At 64.5% G+C, this 17,734-nt stretch carries 19 protein-coding genes; 9 read left to right on the top strand and 10 right to left on the bottom strand.

Annotated features, from left to right (window positions below):
* Positions 1–22 precede the first annotated feature (22 nt).
* Positions 23–1,246: an argininosuccinate synthase gene (locus tag P9A16_RS21760; RefSeq protein ID WP_024271254.1), complete on the top strand. Its 1,224-nt coding sequence runs from the start codon at positions 23–25 to the stop codon at positions 1,244–1,246.
* Between the two features lie 72 nt (positions 1,247–1,318).
* On the opposite strand, the gene P9A16_RS21755 is transcribed toward P9A16_RS21760, so the two are convergent.
* Together P9A16_RS21755 and P9A16_RS21750 are read right to left on the bottom strand one after the other, a co-directional pair.
* A complete protein-coding gene (locus P9A16_RS21755) occupies positions 1,319–2,536 on the bottom strand; it encodes a multidrug effflux MFS transporter (protein ID WP_023517326.1) in 1,218 nt (405 codons plus the stop codon).
* Entirely contained in the window at positions 2,533–3,018 is a 486-nt protein-coding gene (locus P9A16_RS21750; protein WP_023517325.1) for a MarR family winged helix-turn-helix transcriptional regulator, read from the bottom strand. The genes P9A16_RS21755 and P9A16_RS21750 overlap by 4 nt, the downstream gene beginning before the upstream one ends.
* Here P9A16_RS21750 and P9A16_RS21745 point away from each other — a divergent pair.
* A complete protein-coding gene (locus P9A16_RS21745) occupies positions 3,017–3,178 on the top strand; it encodes a hypothetical protein (RefSeq protein ID WP_156031880.1) in 162 nt (53 codons plus the stop codon). The genes P9A16_RS21750 and P9A16_RS21745 overlap by 2 nt on opposite strands.
* Before the next feature lie 134 nt (positions 3,179–3,312).
* On the opposite strand, the gene P9A16_RS21740 is transcribed toward P9A16_RS21745, so the two are convergent.
* Complete coding sequence (locus P9A16_RS21740; protein ID WP_024270182.1) at positions 3,313–4,704, bottom strand: sensor histidine kinase; 1,392 nt, start codon at positions 4,702–4,704, stop codon at positions 3,313–3,315.
* Positions 4,701–5,375 (bottom strand): response regulator, encoded by a 675-nt coding sequence (locus tag P9A16_RS21735; protein ID WP_023514786.1) that lies wholly within the window; start codon positions 5,373–5,375, stop codon positions 4,701–4,703. Before P9A16_RS21735 ends, P9A16_RS21740 begins: the two co-directional genes overlap by 4 nt.
* 77 nt (positions 5,376–5,452) lie before the next feature.
* Between P9A16_RS21735 and P9A16_RS21730 the strand changes: the two genes are divergently transcribed.
* The 5 genes from P9A16_RS21730 to P9A16_RS21710 all read left to right on the top strand — a co-directional run bounded on the left by P9A16_RS21730 (position 5,453) and on the right by P9A16_RS21710 (position 10,023).
* Positions 5,453–6,520: an ABC transporter substrate-binding protein gene (locus tag P9A16_RS21730; protein WP_023514785.1), complete on the top strand. Its 1,068-nt coding sequence runs from the start codon at positions 5,453–5,455 to the stop codon at positions 6,518–6,520.
* A 217-nt stretch (positions 6,521–6,737) separates the two neighbouring features.
* Entirely contained in the window at positions 6,738–7,682 is a 945-nt protein-coding gene (locus tag P9A16_RS21725; protein ID WP_037405777.1) for a Bug family tripartite tricarboxylate transporter substrate binding protein, read from the top strand.
* Positions 7,679–8,167 (top strand): tripartite tricarboxylate transporter TctB family protein, encoded by a 489-nt coding sequence (locus P9A16_RS21720; RefSeq protein WP_023514783.1) that lies wholly within the window; start codon positions 7,679–7,681, stop codon positions 8,165–8,167. Before P9A16_RS21725 ends, P9A16_RS21720 begins: the two co-directional genes overlap by 4 nt.
* Before the next feature lie 10 nt (positions 8,168–8,177).
* Positions 8,178–9,695 (top strand): tripartite tricarboxylate transporter permease, encoded by a 1,518-nt coding sequence (locus P9A16_RS21715; RefSeq protein WP_023514782.1) that lies wholly within the window; start codon positions 8,178–8,180, stop codon positions 9,693–9,695.
* Between the two features lie 163 nt (positions 9,696–9,858).
* The gene (locus P9A16_RS21710) at positions 9,859–10,023 is read left to right on the top strand and encodes a hypothetical protein (RefSeq protein WP_024270181.1); all 165 of its coding nucleotides are present in this window, start codon (positions 9,859–9,861) and stop codon (positions 10,021–10,023) included.
* A gap of 132 nt (positions 10,024–10,155) precedes the next feature.
* Here the strand turns inward: P9A16_RS21710 and P9A16_RS21705 are convergent, their stop codons facing one another.
* Positions 10,156–11,274 (bottom strand): DUF475 domain-containing protein, encoded by a 1,119-nt coding sequence (locus P9A16_RS21705; protein WP_024270180.1) that lies wholly within the window; start codon positions 11,272–11,274, stop codon positions 10,156–10,158.
* Positions 11,275–11,656: 382 nt separating this feature from the next.
* Here P9A16_RS21705 and P9A16_RS21700 point away from each other — a divergent pair, with 382 nt between their 5' ends.
* Positions 11,657–13,717, top strand: a complete 2,061-nt coding sequence (locus P9A16_RS21700) for a M3 family metallopeptidase (protein ID WP_023515658.1) — start codon at positions 11,657–11,659, stop codon at positions 13,715–13,717.
* A 45-nt stretch (positions 13,718–13,762) separates the two neighbouring features.
* Here P9A16_RS21700 and P9A16_RS21695 read toward each other — a convergent pair whose 3' ends face one another.
* The 5 genes from P9A16_RS21695 to ccmA form a co-directional block, all read right to left on the bottom strand.
* Positions 13,763–14,377: a DsbE family thiol:disulfide interchange protein gene (locus P9A16_RS21695; RefSeq protein ID WP_023515657.1), complete on the bottom strand. Its 615-nt coding sequence runs from the start codon at positions 14,375–14,377 to the stop codon at positions 13,763–13,765.
* Positions 14,374–14,541, bottom strand: a complete 168-nt coding sequence (gene ccmD / locus P9A16_RS21690; protein WP_023515656.1) for a heme exporter protein CcmD — start codon at positions 14,539–14,541, stop codon at positions 14,374–14,376. The genes P9A16_RS21695 and ccmD overlap by 4 nt, the downstream gene beginning before the upstream one ends.
* Positions 14,538–15,308: a heme ABC transporter permease gene (locus tag P9A16_RS21685; RefSeq protein ID WP_023515655.1), complete on the bottom strand. Its 771-nt coding sequence runs from the start codon at positions 15,306–15,308 to the stop codon at positions 14,538–14,540. Before P9A16_RS21685 ends, ccmD begins: the two co-directional genes overlap by 4 nt.
* Positions 15,309–15,381: 73 nt before the next feature.
* Positions 15,382–16,041, bottom strand: a complete 660-nt coding sequence (ccmB, locus tag P9A16_RS21680; protein ID WP_023515654.1) for a heme exporter protein CcmB — start codon at positions 16,039–16,041, stop codon at positions 15,382–15,384.
* Positions 16,038–16,682, bottom strand: a complete 645-nt coding sequence (gene ccmA, locus P9A16_RS21675; protein WP_023515653.1) for a heme ABC exporter ATP-binding protein CcmA — start codon at positions 16,680–16,682, stop codon at positions 16,038–16,040. The genes ccmB and ccmA overlap by 4 nt, the downstream gene beginning before the upstream one ends.
* Before the next feature lie 261 nt (positions 16,683–16,943).
* On the opposite strand from ccmA, the gene P9A16_RS21670 reads away from it, so the two are divergent.
* On the top strand, positions 16,944–17,734 hold a 791-nt coding region (locus P9A16_RS21670), incomplete at its 3' end, for an aconitase family protein (protein ID WP_278025929.1).

Here is a 17,734-nt window from a genome sequence, read left to right as displayed (position 1 = left end):
TCATGCAACGGACCTCATCACCATGGCATCATATAAAGACGTGAAGAAAGTCGTGCTGGCCTATTCGGGCGGCCTCGACACCTCGATCATCCTGAAATGGCTCCAGACCGAACTCAACGCTGAGGTCGTCACCTTCACCGCCGATCTCGGCCAGGGCGAAGAGCTGGAGCCGGCGCGCAAGAAGGCCGAGATGCTCGGCATCAAGGAGATCTTCATCGAGGACGTGCGCGAAGAATTCGTGCGCGATTTCGTCTTTCCGATGTTCCGCGCCAATGCGGTCTATGAAGGCGTCTATCTGCTCGGCACCTCGATCGCCCGTCCGCTGATCTCCAAGCACCTGATCGAGATCGCCGCCAAGACCGGCGCCGACGCCATCGCCCACGGCGCGACCGGCAAGGGCAACGACCAGGTCCGTTTCGAGCTCTCCGCCTATGCGCTGAACCCCGACATCAAGATCATCGCACCCTGGCGCGACTGGGCGTTCAAGAGCCGCACGCACCTTCTGGAGTTCGCCGAGCAGCACCAGATCCCGGTTGCGAAAGACAAGAAGGGTGAAGCCCCCTTCTCGGTCGACGCGAACCTCCTGCACTCCTCTTCCGAGGGCAAGGTGCTGGAAGATCCGGCCGTCGAAGCGCCGGAATATGTGCATATGCGCACCATCTCGCCGGAATCGGCGCCCGACAAGGCGACCGTCATCAAGGTCGGCTTCGAGCGCGGCGATGCCGTCTCCATCAACGGCGTGCGCATGTCGCCGGCAACGCTGCTTGCAACCCTCAACAATTACGGCCGCGACAACGGGATCGGCCGTCTCGACCTTGTCGAAAACCGCTTCGTCGGCATGAAGTCGCGCGGCGTCTACGAGACGCCCGGCGGCACGATCCTGCTTGCCGCGCACCGCGCCATCGAGAGCATCACGCTCGATCGCGGCGCCGCGCATCTCAAGGACGAGCTGATGCCGCGTTACGCCGAGCTGATCTACTACGGCTTCTGGTTCTCGCCGGAGCGCGAAATGCTGCAGGCGCTGATCGACAGGAGCCAGGAACATGTCGAGGGCGAAGTGACGCTCAAGCTCTACAAGGGCAATGTCATGGTCATCGGCCGCGAGTCGGACAAGTCGCTCTATTCCGACAAGCTGGTCACCTTCGAGGACGACCAGGGCGCCTACGACCAGAAGGACGCCGCCGGCTTCATCAAGCTGAACGCGCTGCGCCTGCGCACGCTCGCCGCCCGCAAGCGCCGCGGCTGATCGCCTGATCACCGTCAGACAAGAGGCCCGCTGCCGTTTTCGGCAGCGGGCCTTTTCGTGTCCGGTGACTGTTTATTCCGCCGGCTCGGCGGCAAGCTGTGCATCGCGGCTGCAGATCGCGCGATACCAGACATAGGACAGGATCGCCATCAGACCCATGGCCGGGATGATCGTGCCGAAGGCGAAAAGCGGCATGCCGATGGCCGCGGCCAGCAGGCCTGCAAGGAAGCCGGCCCCCATCTGGATAAAGCCCATGGCGGCGGAAGCAGAGCCAGCGATCTCGGGGAAGGGTTCCATCGCCGCCGTCATCATGTAGGGCATGACGAAGGCGATACCGAAGGCGTAGATACCGACCGGCCCCATGACACTGAGGAAGCTCGGCGTCACCAGATGCGAGGCGAGCGCGATCAGGATACTCGCGATGCCGATGAAACACAGGCCTGGCAGGACGATCCGGGCAGGGGCGACCTTGCGCATCAAAAGGCGCACGCAGACCGTGCCGGCAAAGAAGAAACCCGACTGCATGAGCATGCCGACACCGAATTCCGTCGGCGTCAGGCCAACCGTACCGATCAGGACGAAGGGCAACATGGTCGCCTGGCCGTAGAGCGCCCCGACGGCGCCGGCCATGACAAGCGTGGCGGAAACGAAACGGCGGCTCGTGGCAAGCGCTGCATAGCCCGCAAGGATCGGACCGACGCGGCCCTTCGCCGGATCCGGCACCGTGGTCTCGGCCATGCAGACATAGACCGCACCGCAGGCCGCCAACGCAAAGCCTACCATCAGGAAAAAGATCGACTGCCAGCCGAACACGCCGAGCGCAAAGCCGCCGAGGGTCGGCGAAACGGCCGGGCCGATGGCGAGCATCATGCCGACCATGTTCATGATGCGGGCGGCCTCGGTCCCGGTAAACTGATCGCGCACGATGGCGCGCGAGACCGTCATGCCGACCGATGCACCGATGCCCTGCACGAGACGGCCGGCCAGCAGAACACCAACGCTCGGCGCGAAGGCCGCCATCAGGCTGCCGGCGAGATAGACCGTCATGAAGATCAGCGTGGTCTTCCGCCGGCCGAGCACGTCCGACATCGTACCTGAAACGAGCTGCGACAGCGCGAAACCGGCAAAATAGAGCGACAACGTCAGCTTGATCGCCGATTCCGTCGACGAGAAGGCGCGCACCAGCTCGGGCATGGCCGGGGTGTAGAGCGCCATGGAAACGGGGCCGAGCGCAACGAGGAAGGCAGCGATGATGCTGGTGCGGCGCTCGCTCATGCGCGCCGTCGTCATCGGCCGGCTTCCTTTGCCAGCGCCGGCGCGGCACTGTCTTCCTCAAGGGCGCAAAGGTTCGCGCGCAGCCGCTTCAGCCGGTCGCGCATCAGCTCCAGCTCCTCCGGACCGATGCCGCTGGTCACATGCTCCATCAGCTCGATCTGCTCGGTGCGGATACTGGCGATGAGGGCGCCAGCGGTCGGCGTGGTGAAGATCAGCTTGGCCCGGCGATCGGCCGGATCGGGGCGGCGCTCGATGAGGCCGAGGCTCTGCAGGCGGTCGAGATAGGTCGAAAGCGTCATCGGCTCGATGCCCATGCGCTGGGCGATATCGAACTGGCGGCTGCCTTCCAGCGTGGCGATTCGCACAAGGGTCCGCGCCTCGCCCGGCGTGAGGCCGAGACCGGCGGTGGCAATGCGGCGCTCGAAGGCGCTACGGAGCATGCGGGCAACGTCGATGAGGACGAAACCGAGGGCGTCGGGATCGGGACGAGGGGACATGTTCACTTTCTGGCTTATTGTAAGGGGAGCTTACTATGCATTGCAGGAAGGAACAACCGCCAAGCCACGACTGCCACGCATGGCTGCCTTGCGAACGGCAAAATATGCCGGAAAAACACGGATGAAATCAAAAAGAATAATCAAGAAATCAATTGGATAGCCGTATATCACGACCTGCTATTCCACACCGTCATGGCTGCCCTGCTTCCCGCTCGTCACTCCCGGCTCTATGGTGGAAGGACAACACGCACCAGGCCGCGGGCATGGCTGACCTTGCCGGGGGCAGCAACGACGCTAGCCATCCATCCCGGGAAAGCGGATCGTCACGCGGAGGCCGCGCCCGTTCGCGCCGCTGTCCAGCGTCATCGTCGCATCGAACAGCGCGGCGATTTCCTCCACGATGGGCAGGCCGAGGCCCATGCCCGGCGCATCACGATGCTCGCCACGGGAAAAGCGCTGGCGCACGAGGCCGCGGCGCTCGGGAGGAATACCGGGGCCGTTGTCCTCCACGTCGAGAAGCACCGTGCCCGCGGTGCGCCGGACGCGCACCGTCACCTCTGCCTCCTTGCCGGCATAGGCGATGGCGTTTTCCAGGAGATTGCGCAGAAGCTCTCCGAAAAGCAGCGGCTCGGCGCGGGCGAAGGCAGGCCCGTCTCCCTCAAAACCGAGATCGATGCCGGCCTCGGCAGCCGTGGGCACACGGTCGGCGGTAAGCTGCTGGGCAAGCGCAGCGATATCGACGGGTGCCGGCTTCTGCGGCTCGTTGGACCCGGCAGCATCGATCTTGGCCATCAGCAGCAGCTGGGCAAGGATGCGCTCAGCATGGGCAACCGCAGCATCGCCCTTGCGGGCGGCCTCCTGCGCCTCCTCCAGCGTGCCGGCGCGGCTCGCCAGCGCGAGCTGGGTGCGGATGATGGCGAGCGGCGTACGCAGCTGGTGGCTGGCATTGCCGGAAAAGTGGCGGAGCGCATCGAGCGCCGACTGCAGGCGCACCATGAAGGAATTCACGGTATCGACGAGGCCCTGCACCTCGCTCGGCACGCGCTGCTCGATGGGGTGCAGATCGTTCGGGCTGCGCTCGGCAATGGCATCGCTGAGCCTGTAGAGTGGACGCAGCGACACGGTAACGGCGATCCAGACGATGAGAGCGGCGCCCGCAATCATCATGGCAAGACGCAGCGCCGAGCGTAGCAGGATCGTCTGGGTCAGCTGCCGGCGGGCAATGGTCGTCTCGGCAACCGTCACCGCGAAGGGCACGGAATTGATGCCGGTCGATGCCGAGCGCTGCAGGACGGCAATGCGGATCGGCTCGCCGCGGAAGGTCGCATCCGCAAAACCGATCGACTGGCCGGCCGTCGGCGCGATCGTCGGCAGGGTCTGGTAGCCGGTGATGAACCGGCCGGGCGGCCCGTCGACGCGATAGAACACCCGGTCCTGCGCGGCCGACGTCAGCATCTCCAGCGCGACATAGGGAATATCCACCTCGAGCGTGCCGTGCTCCGTCACCACCACCCGCTCGGCAATCGCCAGCGCCGAGCCCGCCAGCACACGATCGGAAACCTCGTTCGCCGTCTTGACGGCCTCGTGGTAGGTGTCGAAGAGCGCCACCGTGCCGATCACCGCCGTGGAGACGAGCAGCCAGAGCAGCAGGCGACGGCGCAGCGATGAGGCCGGAAGGAGCGTCAAGCGACGGGCGCCTTGTCGAGATAGTAGCCGATGCCGCGCGCGGTGCGCACGGTCAGCCCGTGCGGTGCCAACCGCTTGCGAAGCCGGCTGACATATTGCTCGATGGCATTGGCCGAGAGGTCGTCGTCGAAGGCCGCGAGCGACTGCATGATCGCCTCCTTGGCAACCACCTTGCCGGCGCGCATGAAGAGGATTTCGAGCAGGCCGAGTTCGCGCGCGGGAATGTCGAGCGGTGCGCCGTCAGCGGAAAAGCTGCGCGAATTGAGATCCAGCACGACGCCGCCGAAAGTGATCGCCGCCGAGCGAAGCCCCGCCTGCCGGCGCAGCAACATGCGCACGCGCGCTTCGAATTCGGAGATATCGAAGGGCTTGATCATATAGTCGTCGGCGCCGAGATCGAGACCGCGCACCCGCTCCTCCGGCGCGCCACGAGCCGTGAGAATCAGGACGGCCGCCTTGCTCCGGCGGGCCCGCATGGCGCGGAGCACGTCGAGACCGTCCATTTCCGGCAGTGTCAGGTCGAGGATGACGAGATCGAAGCTCTCCGACGCGATGGCAGCATCGGCGGAAGCGCCGTCGCGCACGACGTCCACCGCATGCCCGGTGCCCTTCAGGATGGCGGACAGACCGTCCGCCAGGGCTTCGTTGTCCTCGACCAGCAGAATGCGCACGTCTTTCTCCTTCCGCCGCGAACTTAACGGCGGGCGGCGCACTTGTGAACGGCCTCGCGCTTTGGCAAGGTCGCGCCATGCGTCTTGTCCTCATTCTTCTTGCGCTCCTGGCAGCGCCCCTGCCCGCATTTTCCGAGCCGACCTTCTTTCCGGCCCGCAACGGCAATGCCGACGCCCCCGTGCTTGTCGTCTATTCCTCGCTGGACGAACCGCTCGCCAGGCCGATGATCAAGGGCTTCCAGGAGGCCAACCAGGATGTGGCGCTGCGCTACGACGAGATGCTGACCGGCGAGGTCTACGACCGCATCGTGCGCGAGACCGATGCCGGAGAGAAAACGGCCGATTTCGCCTTCTCCTCGGCCATGGACCTTCAGGTCAAGCTCAGCAATGACGGTTATGCCCAGCGCAGCGACCTGCCGATGAGCGACCGCTGGCCGGCCTGGGCCAACTGGCGCAACACCGCCTATGCGCTGACCTTCGAGCCCGCCGTCTTCGTCTATCACAAGCCGAGCTTCAAGGGCGAGAAGCCGCCGGCCTCGCGCGCGGAATTCGTCGACTACCTCAAGCGGCAGGGCGAGAAGGTCTATGGCCGCATCGGCACCTACGACATCGAGCGCTCCGGCGTCGGCTTCCTCTTCATGGCCCGCGACCAGGAGCAGTTCGGGGACATCTGGACGGTGATCCAGGCGATGGGCGCGGCGGGGGTCAAGCTCTATTCCACCAGCTCGGCCATTCTGGAACGCGTCGCCGACGGGCGTTTCGTGCTCGGCTACAACATTCTCGGTTCCTATGCCGCGGACTGGGCCTCGCGGCATCCCGATGTCGGCATCGTGCTGCCGAAGGACTACACCGTCGTCATGTCGCGAATCGGCCTCGTGCCGCAGGCCGCCGCCAACCCCGAACTCGGCCGGCGCTATCTCGCCTTCTTCATGTCGAAGGAGGGCCAGACGATCATGGCCCGCGAACTCCAGATCGCCGCCGTCAGCCCCGAGGTGTCGGGCTCGAACACCGCGCGCACGATGAGCGCGCTGCTCGGCGCGCAGCTCAAGCCCGTGCCGGTTAGTCCGGGCCTGATGGTCTATCTCGACCAAGTGAAGCGGGCCCGGCTGATCGCACGCTGGAACGAGGTTCTGCGCACCCAGTAGCGCAAGGCGCTTCCATGCGGCAGCGCAATGTCAGGTAGATGTCAGCTTCCTGTGGTGCTTTTGGGCTCTTCATCGTCCGTGGAGGCGGACGGAAGACCGGGAGGAGAATTCTGCCGATATCGCCCGCGGACACAAAGTTCGCGCCGCCACCGGCCGCCCCATCCTCTCGCCAAAAGCAACGATGCGCGCAAAGCCGCGCCTGACGGAGGATACACTCTTGAAACATTTCTTCCTGGCATCCCTCATCGCCGGCGCGATGGCGCTTCCGGCGTTTGCTGCCGACTATTCGATCATCGCCCCGGCCGGCCCGGGCGGCGGCTGGGACCAGACGGCCCGTTCGCTGCAGACCGTCCTGCAGGACGAGAAGATTTCCGGCAGCGTGCAGGTGGTGAACGTTCCGGGCGCCGGCGGCACGATCGGCCTCGCCCAGTTCGCCAGCCAGAACAACGGCAACCCGAACGCTCTCATCGTCGGCGGTTACGTCATGGTCGGCGCGATCCTCACCAACCAGTCGCCGGTAACCCTCAAGGACGTGACGCCGATCGCCCGCCTGACCGGCGAATATGAAGCGATCGTCGTTCCGGCCGCTTCGCCGATCCAGACCATGGACGACCTCGTGAAGGCCCTGAAGGCCGATCCGGGCGCGGTTTCCTGGGCTGGCGGCTCGGCCGGCGGCACCGACCACATCACGGCCGGCCTGATCGCCAAGGCAGCCGGCGTCGATCCGACCAAGATCAACTATGTCGCCTATTCCGGCGGCGGCGAGGCGCTGGCCGCGATCCTCGGCAACCAGGTGACGGCCGGCATCTCCGGCTATGGTGAGTTCGAGGCCCAGGTGAAGGCCGGTACGCTCCGCCTCATCGCCATCTCCAGCGCCGAGCGCATCGAAGGCATCGACGCCCCGACCATCAAGGAAGGCGGTCTCGACGTTGTGGTCCAGAACTGGCGCATGGTCGCCGCGGCCCCGGGCCTTTCGGCCGAACAGGTGGCGGCGATCAACGCCGACATCGAGAAGGTCGTGACCTCCGCCGCCTGGAAGGACACCCTGAAGACCAAGGGCTGGCAGGACACCTATCTTGCCGGTGACGCCTTCAAGGAACAGCTCGACAAGGATGTCGCCGCAACGGAAAGCATCCTCAAGGACATCGGGCTCGTCAAATGAGCGAGGTCTCCTCCTCCAACGAAAGGCGCCGCCCCGACCGGGCGGCGCTGGTCATCGCCCCCGTTCTTTTCGTCCTTGCCGCCGTGATCTGGTGGGATGCCGGGCGTCTTGCGGAGATGAGCAACTATTCCCGCATCGGCCCTGCCACCGTGCCGCATGTCGTTGCCATCGGTCTTGCCCTGCTCGCCGTCTGGACGGGCTTCGAAGCCTGGCGCGGCGACTTCCCGGACCGCGAGCCGATCGAGGTCAAGCCGGTCGTCCTCATCGTGGCGGGCCTTGCCGGGCAGATGCTGTTGCTCAAGACCGCAGGCTTCTCCATTGCGACGGGCGTGCTCTTCGCGCTGACCGCCTTCGGTTTCGGCCGGCGCAAGCTCTGGATTTCGTTGCCAATAGGCATCGCCTTCAGCTTCGTCGTCTACATCATCTTCGGCCGTTTCCTGCAGCTCTCGCTGCCCGCCGGGCCGCTGGAACACCTGTTCTTCTGAGGAGCTGACGATGGGTACATTCGAATTCCTGCTGCAGGGCATCACCATCGCCGCCCAGCCGATGAACCTGCTCTATGCGCTGATCGGCGTGACGCTCGGCACCGCCGTCGGCGTTCTGCCCGGTATCGGCCCGGCCCTCACCGTCGCGCTGCTTCTGCCAGTCACCTACAAGCTCGATCCGGCCGGCTCGCTCATCATGTTCGCCGGCATCTACTACGGCGGCATGTATGGCGGCTCGACCACCTCGATCCTACTCAACACGCCGGGCGAAAGCGCCTCGGTCGTCACCGCTCTCGAGGGCAACAAGATGGCCCGCGCCGGCCGCGGCGGACCGGCGCTCGCGACGGCGGCGATCGGCTCGTTCGTCGCCGGCCTCATCGCCACGCTCTGTCTCGCCTTCATCGCACCCTTCGTGGTCAAGTTCGCGCTTTCCTTCGGCCCGCGGGAATATTTCGCGCTGATGGTGCTCGCCTTCGTCACCGTCTCGGCGGCCTTTGGCGATTCGACGCTGCGAGGCCTGACCGCCCTCTTCATCGGCCTCGGCCTTGCCGTCATCGGCATCGACCAGCAGACCGGTCAGGCGCGGCTTTCCTTCGGCATTCCGGATCTGCTCGACGGCATCGAGGTGACGACGCTCGCCGTCGCCATGTTCGCCATCGGCGAGACGCTCTACGTCGCCTGCCAGGGTGACCGCATTCCCGACAAGGTCGAGGCGGTGAAGGGCTCCGTCTGGATGAGTGCGCAGGACTGGGCCCGCTCGTGGAAACCTTGGCTGCGCGGCACATTCATCGGCTTCCCGATCGGCGCAATGCCGGCCGGCGGTGCCGATATCGCCAGCTTCCTGTCCTATTCGACGGAAAAGCAGTTCTCCAAGCACAAGGACGAGTTCGGCAAGGGCGCCATCGAAGGCGTCGCCGGTCCGGAAGCGGCGAACAACGCCTCTGCCGCCGGCACGCTGGTGCCGCTGCTCTCGCTCGGCCTGCCGACCACGGCGACCGCCGCGATCATGCTTGCCGGCTTCCAGCAATACGGCCTGCAGCCCGGCCCGCTGCTGTTCGCGACCAATCCGCAGCTCGTCTGGGGCCTGATCGCCAGCCTGCTCATCGCCAATTTCATGCTGCTGGTGCTGAACCTGCCGCTGATCGGCCTCTGGGTGAAGCTTCTGACGATCCCCAAGCCCTGGCTCTATGCCGGCATCCTGCTCTTCGCGACGCTCGGCACGATCGGCGCCAACCCCTCGGTCTTCGAACTCGGCATGCTGCTGACCTTCGGCCTGCTCGGCTTTGCCATGCGGATCTTCGGCTATCCGATCGCACCCGTCGTCGTCGGCCTCATCCTCGGGCCCATGGCAGAGCAGCAGCTGCGCCGCGCACTGGCGATCAGCCAGGGCGATGTCTCCGCGCTCTTCCTGTCGCCGATCGCCGCCGTACTCTTCGTGCTCGCCATTCTCGCCGTCGTCGTGCCGCTCATCCTGCGCGCCCGCGGCAAGGGCGAAGTGCTCTCGCAGTTTGCGGTCAACGAAGACTAAGACCTACCAACGGTCCCTCCCAAGACCGAAAAGAATGCAGGCCGGAAACGCCCGTTTCCGGCCTGCATCCGTTGCATGGCTGGCCTGAGATTCCGTCGGTTGTTCTTTTGGCCCCGACACATCATCTTCTGCTCGTAAGCTAAAACAGAAAGCGAGCAATCCAATGACTACCCTCCGCAATTCCTTCGCCCAGGGCTTCTTCGGCCGGGCCTTCGCCGTACTGAGCGCTGCCAATGCAGCCGCCGCGGCTGTCGAAGGGCACCGTCGCCCGAAGGAACGCGACCTGAGAACGCTCGGCATCAACCCTGCCGATTTCCCGCGCGTCTAACGCCGCAGAGAGAATTCCCTGAATGAAAAAGGCCCGCTGATCGCAAGACCAGCGGGCCTTCTGTATTTCGGTTTCGTCTTCTTCGAAGGTCGAGAAAGCCGGCCGTCGAGACGGCCGGCCGATCGTGTTGCCTCAGGCGCTTTCGCCGAGATGGGCCGCCACCCTGTCGGAGCTGTGCGCTTCGGCGTGGCCTTCCTGCGCGCGTTCGCGCTTGTTGTAGCGGATCGACGACCAGAGCGAGATACCGATCAGCGTCGCGCCGCCAAGGCCGGTGATGACCTCGGGGATATGCACCAGCGTCTGGCAGTACATGACCACCGAGAGGATCAGGATCGCGTAGAACGCGCCATGCTCCAGATAGCGGTATTCGGCAAGCGTCCCCTTGTCGACGAGCATGATCGTCATCGAGCGCACATACATGGCGCCGATACCGAGACCGATCGCGATGACGAAGAGGTTCTGCGTCAGTGCGAAGGCTCCGATGACACCGTCGAAGGAGAAGCTGGCATCCAGCACTTCGAGATAGATGAACGCGCCGAGGCCGCCCTTGGCCGCTTCCGACATCGCCTTCTGCGAAGCGTCGAGCAGGCCGCCGACGACTTCCACCGCAAGGAAGGTCAGGAGGCCGTAGATGGCGGAGAAGACAAAGGTATTGGCTTCCTCACCCTCGAGCAGGTTCGAGAAGACCAGGATCAGGAGCAGAACGAAGGCGATCTCGATACCCTTGACGGTTGCCGAGCGGGCCATGTGCTTCTCGATGAAGCCGATCCAGTGCACGTCCTTCTCATGGTTGAAGAAGTAGGTGAGGCCGACCATCATGAGGAAGGTGCCGCCGAAGGCAGCGATCGGCAGATGCGCCTCATTCATGATGCGCGCATATTCCGCCGGTTCGCGCGCCGCCAGCAGGATCGCCTCGAACGGGCCGATGCGCGCCGCGATCACCACGATCAGGAGCGGGAAGACGATACGCATGCCGAAGACGGCGATGATGATGCCCCAGGTCAGGAAGCGGTGCTGCCACACCGGCGTCATGTCCTTGAGCTTGTTCGCATTGACGATGGCGTTGTCGAAGGAGAGCGAGATCTCCAGCACCGCGAGAACGGCGCAGATGAAGAAGACGGTCGCCATGCCGGAAAGCGTTCCGGTCGTCTGCCAGCCGAGCCAGGCGCCGAGCACCAGGCCGATGGCGGTAACGATGAGGGCCCACTTCAGGTAGGAAAGGTTGGATTTGCCTTCGCCGTTGCCGATCATGGCAGGACCTCCATGTTGGGGGTACGGGAAAGCGGAAAACGCATACCACAAAGGGCATGCGTGTAAGGCATGGTCAGGATGTTCATGTGCATATGAATCCGCCGGCTAATTGCTGGCGGTACCGACATCACGAGAGCGCCGTAAAAACTCTCGCCAGAGGGGCCCGGCACCAGGTTCACCGCGGCAACCCGATGTCAAAGGCCGCGGATGAACCATCTTTTCACCGAAGTTGCCCTCTGCGTCAAGAGGCAGGCCGCTGCGCACGCCCCGGCGTCGCGGGTGTTCCGCGGTTCCCGCCTATTTTGCACGGCTGCCCTGTACCAAAGCCCTCCTCCATTCCTATATTCGCCCCACGCTGATTTGCCGGAAAGGACCAGACCCCATGACTGAAACGCGTATCGATCCCGCCCTCGTCGAGTGGACCGGCCTCAACGGCCTGCCGCGTTTCGATCTCGTGAAGGACGATGCCTTTGCAGACGGGTTTGCCGCCGCGCTTGCCGCACACGAGGCGGAGATCGACACCATCGCGGGCAGTCCCGAACCTGCGACCTTCGACAACACGATCGTCGCGCTTGAAATTGCCGGCGACGAACTCTCGCGTGTTTCCGCGCTCTTCTGGAGCCGGGCAGGCGCCAACACCAACGACACGATCCAGGCCCTGGAACGTGACATCGCGCCCAAGATGTCGCGGCACTATTCAAAGATCGGCACCAATGCCGTGCTTTTCGCGCGTATCGACGCGCTTTGGGAGGCGCGCGAGACGCTGAACCTCTCGCTGGAACAGACCCGCGTGCTGGAGCGGCACTGGAAGGGTTTCGTCAAGTCCGGCGCCAAGCTGGCAAAGCCCGAGCAGGATCGGCTCGCCGCGATCAACGAAACGCTCGCCGGGCTCGGCGCGAAATTCGGCCAGAACGTGCTGGCCGACGAGAAGAACTGGGCGCTGTTCCTCGAGGAGGGCGAGGCGCTCGACGGGCTGCCCGACTTCCTGAAGGACGCCATGGCCGCCGCGGCCCGCGAACGCGGCGAGGACGGCCGCTTCGCTGTCACGCTGTCACGCTCGATCATCGAACCCTTCCTCACCTTCTCCGCCCGCCGGGACCTGCGCGAACAGGCTTTCCGCGCCTGGATGGCTCGGGGCGAGAACGATGGTGAAACGGACAACCGCGGCATCGTCAAGGAAACGCTGGCACTGCGCGCCGAAAAGGCCGACCTGCTCGGCTATGCGAATTTCGCCACGCTGAAGCTCGACAACACCATGGCCAAGACGCCCGACGCGGTGAACGGCCTCTTGATGCAGGTCTGGGAAAGGGCCGTTGCGCGAGCCCGCGAGGAGGAGGCCGAGCTCGCTGCCCTCATTGCGGAAGAAGGCCACAACCACGCGGTCATGCCCTGGGACTGGCGCTACCACGCCGAAAAGCTGCGCGCGAAAAAGTTCAGCTTCTCCGAGGCGGAGCTGAAACCCTATTTCCAGCTCGAAAAGATCATCGACGCCTGCTTCGACGTCGCCGAGCGGCTGTTCGGCATCCGCGCCGTCGAGAAGACCGGGGTGCCGGTCTATCACCCCGATGTCCGCGTCTTCGAGATCCGCGACCGCGAGGATCGGCTGGTCGCCATGTTCCTCGGCGACTATTTCGCGCGCTCGTCCAAGCGCTCCGGCGCCTGGATGAGTTCCTACCAGAGCCAGCACCGCCTGCCGCTCAAGAACGGCGCGGTCGGTGAATTGCCGATCATCTACAATGTCTGCAACTTCGCCAAGCCCGCCGAGGGCAAGCCGGCGCTGCTCTCGCTCGACGATGCGCGCACGCTCTTCCACGAATTCGGCCATGCCCTGCACGGCATGCTCTCCGACGTCACCTATCCCTCGGTCTCGGGCACGGGCGTCTCGCGCGATTTCGTCGAACTGCCTTCGCAGCTCTACGAGCACTGGCTGACCGTTCCGGACATCCTGACGCGTTATGCGGTTCACTATCAGACCGGCGAGGCGATGCCGGCGGCACTGCTCGACAAGGTGCTCGCCGCCCGCACCTTCAATTCCGGTTTCGCGACAGTGGAATTCACCTCCTCGGCACTGGTCGATATGGCCTTTCACACGCGGGGGGCCGTCGAGGACCCGATGGCGGTGCAGCGAGACGTGCTGGAAACGATCGGCCTGCCGAACTCCATCGTCATGCGCCACGCCACGCCGCATTTCCAGCACGTCTTCTCGGGTGACGGCTATTCGGCCGGCTACTATTCCTACATGTGGTCGGAAGTGCTCGATGCCGACGCCTTCGCCGCCTTCACCGAGACGGGGGATGCCTTCGACCCCGCCATGGCTGCCCGACTGAAGACCTATATCTACGCCGTTGGCGGCTCCGTCGATCCGGAAGACGCCTACAAGGCCTTCCGCGGCAAGCTGCCGAGCCCCGAGGCCATGCTGGAAAAGAAGGGCCTGGCCGCCTGAGGAGCCATTTCCGGCCGGGCTCCATGGCCCGGTCGGGTATCGGGCTCAGCCAGCCTGTGCCGGCACGCCGAGCGCCTTTTCGATGGCGGGATAGAGCCCGTCCTTGAGGCTCCGCTCGTCGAAGGGACCGACCTTTTTGTAGAGGATCGTGCCGTCAGGACCGACGAGGTAGGACTCCGGGATGCCATAGACACCCCAGTCGATCGCCATCTTGCCGACAGGATCGAGGCCGATGGCCGAGAAGGGATTGCCGAGTTCACCGAGGAAACGCAGCGCATTCTCGCTGCCGTCCTTGTAGTTGACGCCGACGACGTTGAGGCGCGGATCCCTGGACAGCGCCAGGATGACCGGATGCTCCTGCCGGCAGGGCACGCACCAGGACGCCCAGAAATTGACGAGCGTCAGCTTGCCCTTGCCGCTCTCGGCCGTCAGCGCCGGCACCTGCACGCCGTCCTTCAGCGCCCCCACAAGCGGTTCGAGATCGCGGTAGGGCGCCTTGGTGCCGATCAATGCGGAGGGAATTTCAGACGTGTTGCGATCCGGATCCGTCAGCATGGCGAAGAAGATCGCCGCGATGCCTGCGAAGATCGCCAGGGGAAGCGCCGCGAGGATGAAACGCGTACGCTTACCGCTGCTCTCCGTGTTGTCGGTGCTGCTCATTGTTTTTCCCCGCTGCGGGCGGAACGTCGGCGGATACCCGCCGCTTCGAGCTGCGCCAGTTCGCGATGGCGTGCGCGGTGATCCAGCCAGACCCACAGGGCAAGACCTGCTGTAACGGCAAAGGCGGCGGCATAGGACGTCGTGACATAGAAGGCATGGCTCATACCGCATCTCCCGAACGGCCAGCCGAGCGGGCGGCATGCCGGCGCAGCACGGCGATGCGCCGGCGCAGAACCTCGTTGCGCATGGCAAGGATGTGCAGCGTGAAGAATGCAAAGGTGAAGGCGACCGCCATAACGAGGAGCGGCCAGAGGAATTCCGGGTCGATGGTCGGTCCGTCGAGCCGCACCACACTGGCCGGCTGGTGCAGCGTGTTCCACCACTCGACGGAGAACTTGATGATCGGGATGTTGACGAAGCCGATGAGGATCAGCACGGCGCTGACTTTGGCCGCCCGTGACGGATCGTCCATGGCCCGGTTGAGCGCGATCAGGCCGAGATACATCAGGAACAATACGAAGACGGAGGTGAGACGCGCATCCCACACCCACCAGGTACCCCACATGGGTTTGCCCCAGAGCGAGCCGGTGATGAGGGCGACCAGCGTGAAACAGGCGCCGATGGGCGCGGCGGCCTTGGCGGACACATCGGCAAGCGGGTGGCGCCAGACGAGGGTACCGAGCGCCGAAAGCGCCATCACCGTGTAACACATCATGGAAAGCCAGGCCGCCGGCACATGCACATACATGATGCGCACCGTCTCGCCCTGCTGGTAGTCGCCCGTTGTCGTGAAGGACAGGTAGAGCCCCACGGCGAAAAGACAGAGCGTCAGCCCGGCAAGATAGGGCCAGATGATCGCAACCAGCGCCAGGAACCGGGTCGGGTTGGCGAGGTCGCTGAATTTGCGGATGGCAAGGCTCGGTTCGCTCATGATGGTTCTTTAACGTGGAAGCCCCCCGGCTTCAATTGATCTGCCGCAATCACATTCCTGTCAATTCGCCGCGTCAGTCGCTGGAGAGCCGGAGCGCCGCCGCCGCCGCCACGGGGCCAATGACGGCAAAAAACAGGTTGAGCGCGACGAGGATGAGGAAAGGAGGCAGGAAGGGCGCCGGGTCCTCGATTGCCGCATAGACCGCGCTGACGCCGAAGATCAGCACGGGAATGGCAAGCGGCAGAACGAGGATCGACACGAGAAGGCCGCCGCGCGGCAGCGCCACGGCGATGCCCGCGCCCGCCGCCCCGATGAAGGTAAGCGCCGGCGTGCCGGCAAGCAGCGTCAGCGTCGTCGCACCGATCGCCGTCTCGTCCATGTTCATGAAGAGCCCGAGCAGCGGCGAGGCAACGACGAGCGGCAGGCCGGTCGCGATCCAGTGCGCCAGGCACTTGACGAACACCGTCAGCACCAGCGGCGTCTCCTGCATCAGGAGAAGATCGAGCGACCCGTCCTCGCGCTCGGCCTGGAACAGCCTGTCGAGCCCGAGCAGCGCGGCAAGCAGCGCACCGATCCACAGGATCGCCGGGCCGATGCGAGAGAGCAGGTTGAGGTCGGGTCCGACACCGAAGGGAATGACCGCGACGACCGTCATGAAGAACAGGACGCCGATCAGTGCCCCGCCGCCGGCGCGCACGGAAAGTTTTACATCGCGCAGGAACAGGGAAATCATGCCCAGGCTCCCGCGTCGGCCGGCGCAAATCCCGTCATCCGCAACTCCCGCGCCCCCTCAAGCCCGAGCGGCTGGTGCGTCGCGGCAATGGCGAGGCCGCCGCGGGCCAGATGCGCCGTGACGAGGCCGGAGAACATTTCTTCTGCCGCAACGTCGAGCGCCGCCGTCGGCTCGTCGAGGATCCAGAGAGGGCGCCAGGCAACGAGCAGCTTGGCCATCGCCATGCGGCGCTGCTGGCCGGCCGAGAGGTAGCCGAACGGCAGGTGTGCGATGCCGCCAAGGCCGACAGCCTCCACCGCCACATCGACCGCCACGCCCTGCCCCCCACCAAAATCGCCGAAGAAGGCTTTCCAGAAGGTAAGATTCTCCTCCACCGTCAGCTCGCGTTTCATCGCGTTGCGATGGCCGAGATAGTGCGCGGCCTCGCCGACACGCTCCACCGGGTGCACCGCAGCAAGAAATTTTGCCATCCCTGATTCCGCCGGCAGAAGTCCGGCGAGGACCCGCAGCAAGGTGGACTTTCCGGAACCGTTCGGCCCCTTGACGACGAGGGCTTCCCCCCCGGCAATTTCAAAGGAAATATCGTGGAAAATCAAGTCCTCGCCGCGCTTGGCACTCAATCCTTCGGCGACGAGCCGCATGGTGTTCACTTTCTTTTTGCAACCTTGGTCGCAACGCAAAAATAGCCCGATTTGCCGGCGGCAGTCTGGAACGTTTCCAGGAAATTATCTATAAGGCGCTTATCACGCCAGCGGTCGGCGTGAATTTGATGATCAGCGCCGAACGCGGGAGTGATTTCCGGGTACGGACAGCGGAAATGGCCGCACCCGCATCCCGAAGGGCTTTTTGCGCGCGGGCGTTCGTACGTCAGTTTCTGGCGACCAGACGGAACGGGGTATAACGTGTCCAGATCCCTAGACAGTTTCCAATGTCGTACGACCTTGACGGTGAACGGCATCGACTATGTGTATTACAGCCTGCCGAAGGCCGAGGCGAACGGGCTTTCCGGGGTTTCGAGGCTGCCCTATTCGATGAAGGTTCTGCTTGAGAACCTCCTGCGCTTCGAGGACGGCCGTTCGGTCACCAAGGAGCACATCCTGTCGGTTGCCGCATGGCTGAGCAACAAGGGCACGGTGGAGAACGAGATCGCCTATCGCCCGGCGCGCGTGCTGATGCAGGACTTTACCGGCGTTCCCGCGGTCGTCGACCTTGCGGCGATGCGCGATGCGATGGTCTCGCTCGGGGGCGACCCGGAGAAGATCAACCCGCTCGTTCCCGTCGATCTTGTCATCGACCATTCGGTCATCGTCGACGAGTTCGGCACGCCGACCGCCTTTGCCCGCAATGTGGAGCTCGAATACGAACGCAACGGCGAGCGCTACCGCTTCCTGAAATGGGGCCAGCAGGCCTTCAAGAACTTTCGCGTGGTGCCGCCGGGCACGGGTATCTGTCATCAGGTCAATCTGGAATATCTGGGCCAGACGGTCTGGACCAAAGAGGAAGACGGCGAGACCATCGCCTATCCGGATACCTGTGTGGGCACGGACAGCCACACGACGATGATCAACGGGCTTGGCGTTCTCGGCTGGGGCGTCGGCGGCATCGAGGCGGAGGCGGCCATGCTCGGCCAGCCGGTCTCCATGCTGCTGCCCGAGGTCATCGGCTTCAAGCTGACGGGCAAGCTGAAGGAAGG

Source organism: Shinella sp. 838 (assembly GCF_029623935.1).
Classification (GTDB): domain Bacteria; phylum Pseudomonadota; class Alphaproteobacteria; order Rhizobiales; family Rhizobiaceae; genus Shinella.
Note: the sequence above shows the minus strand (reverse complement) of the source record. Positions and strands in the feature narration are given on the sequence as shown.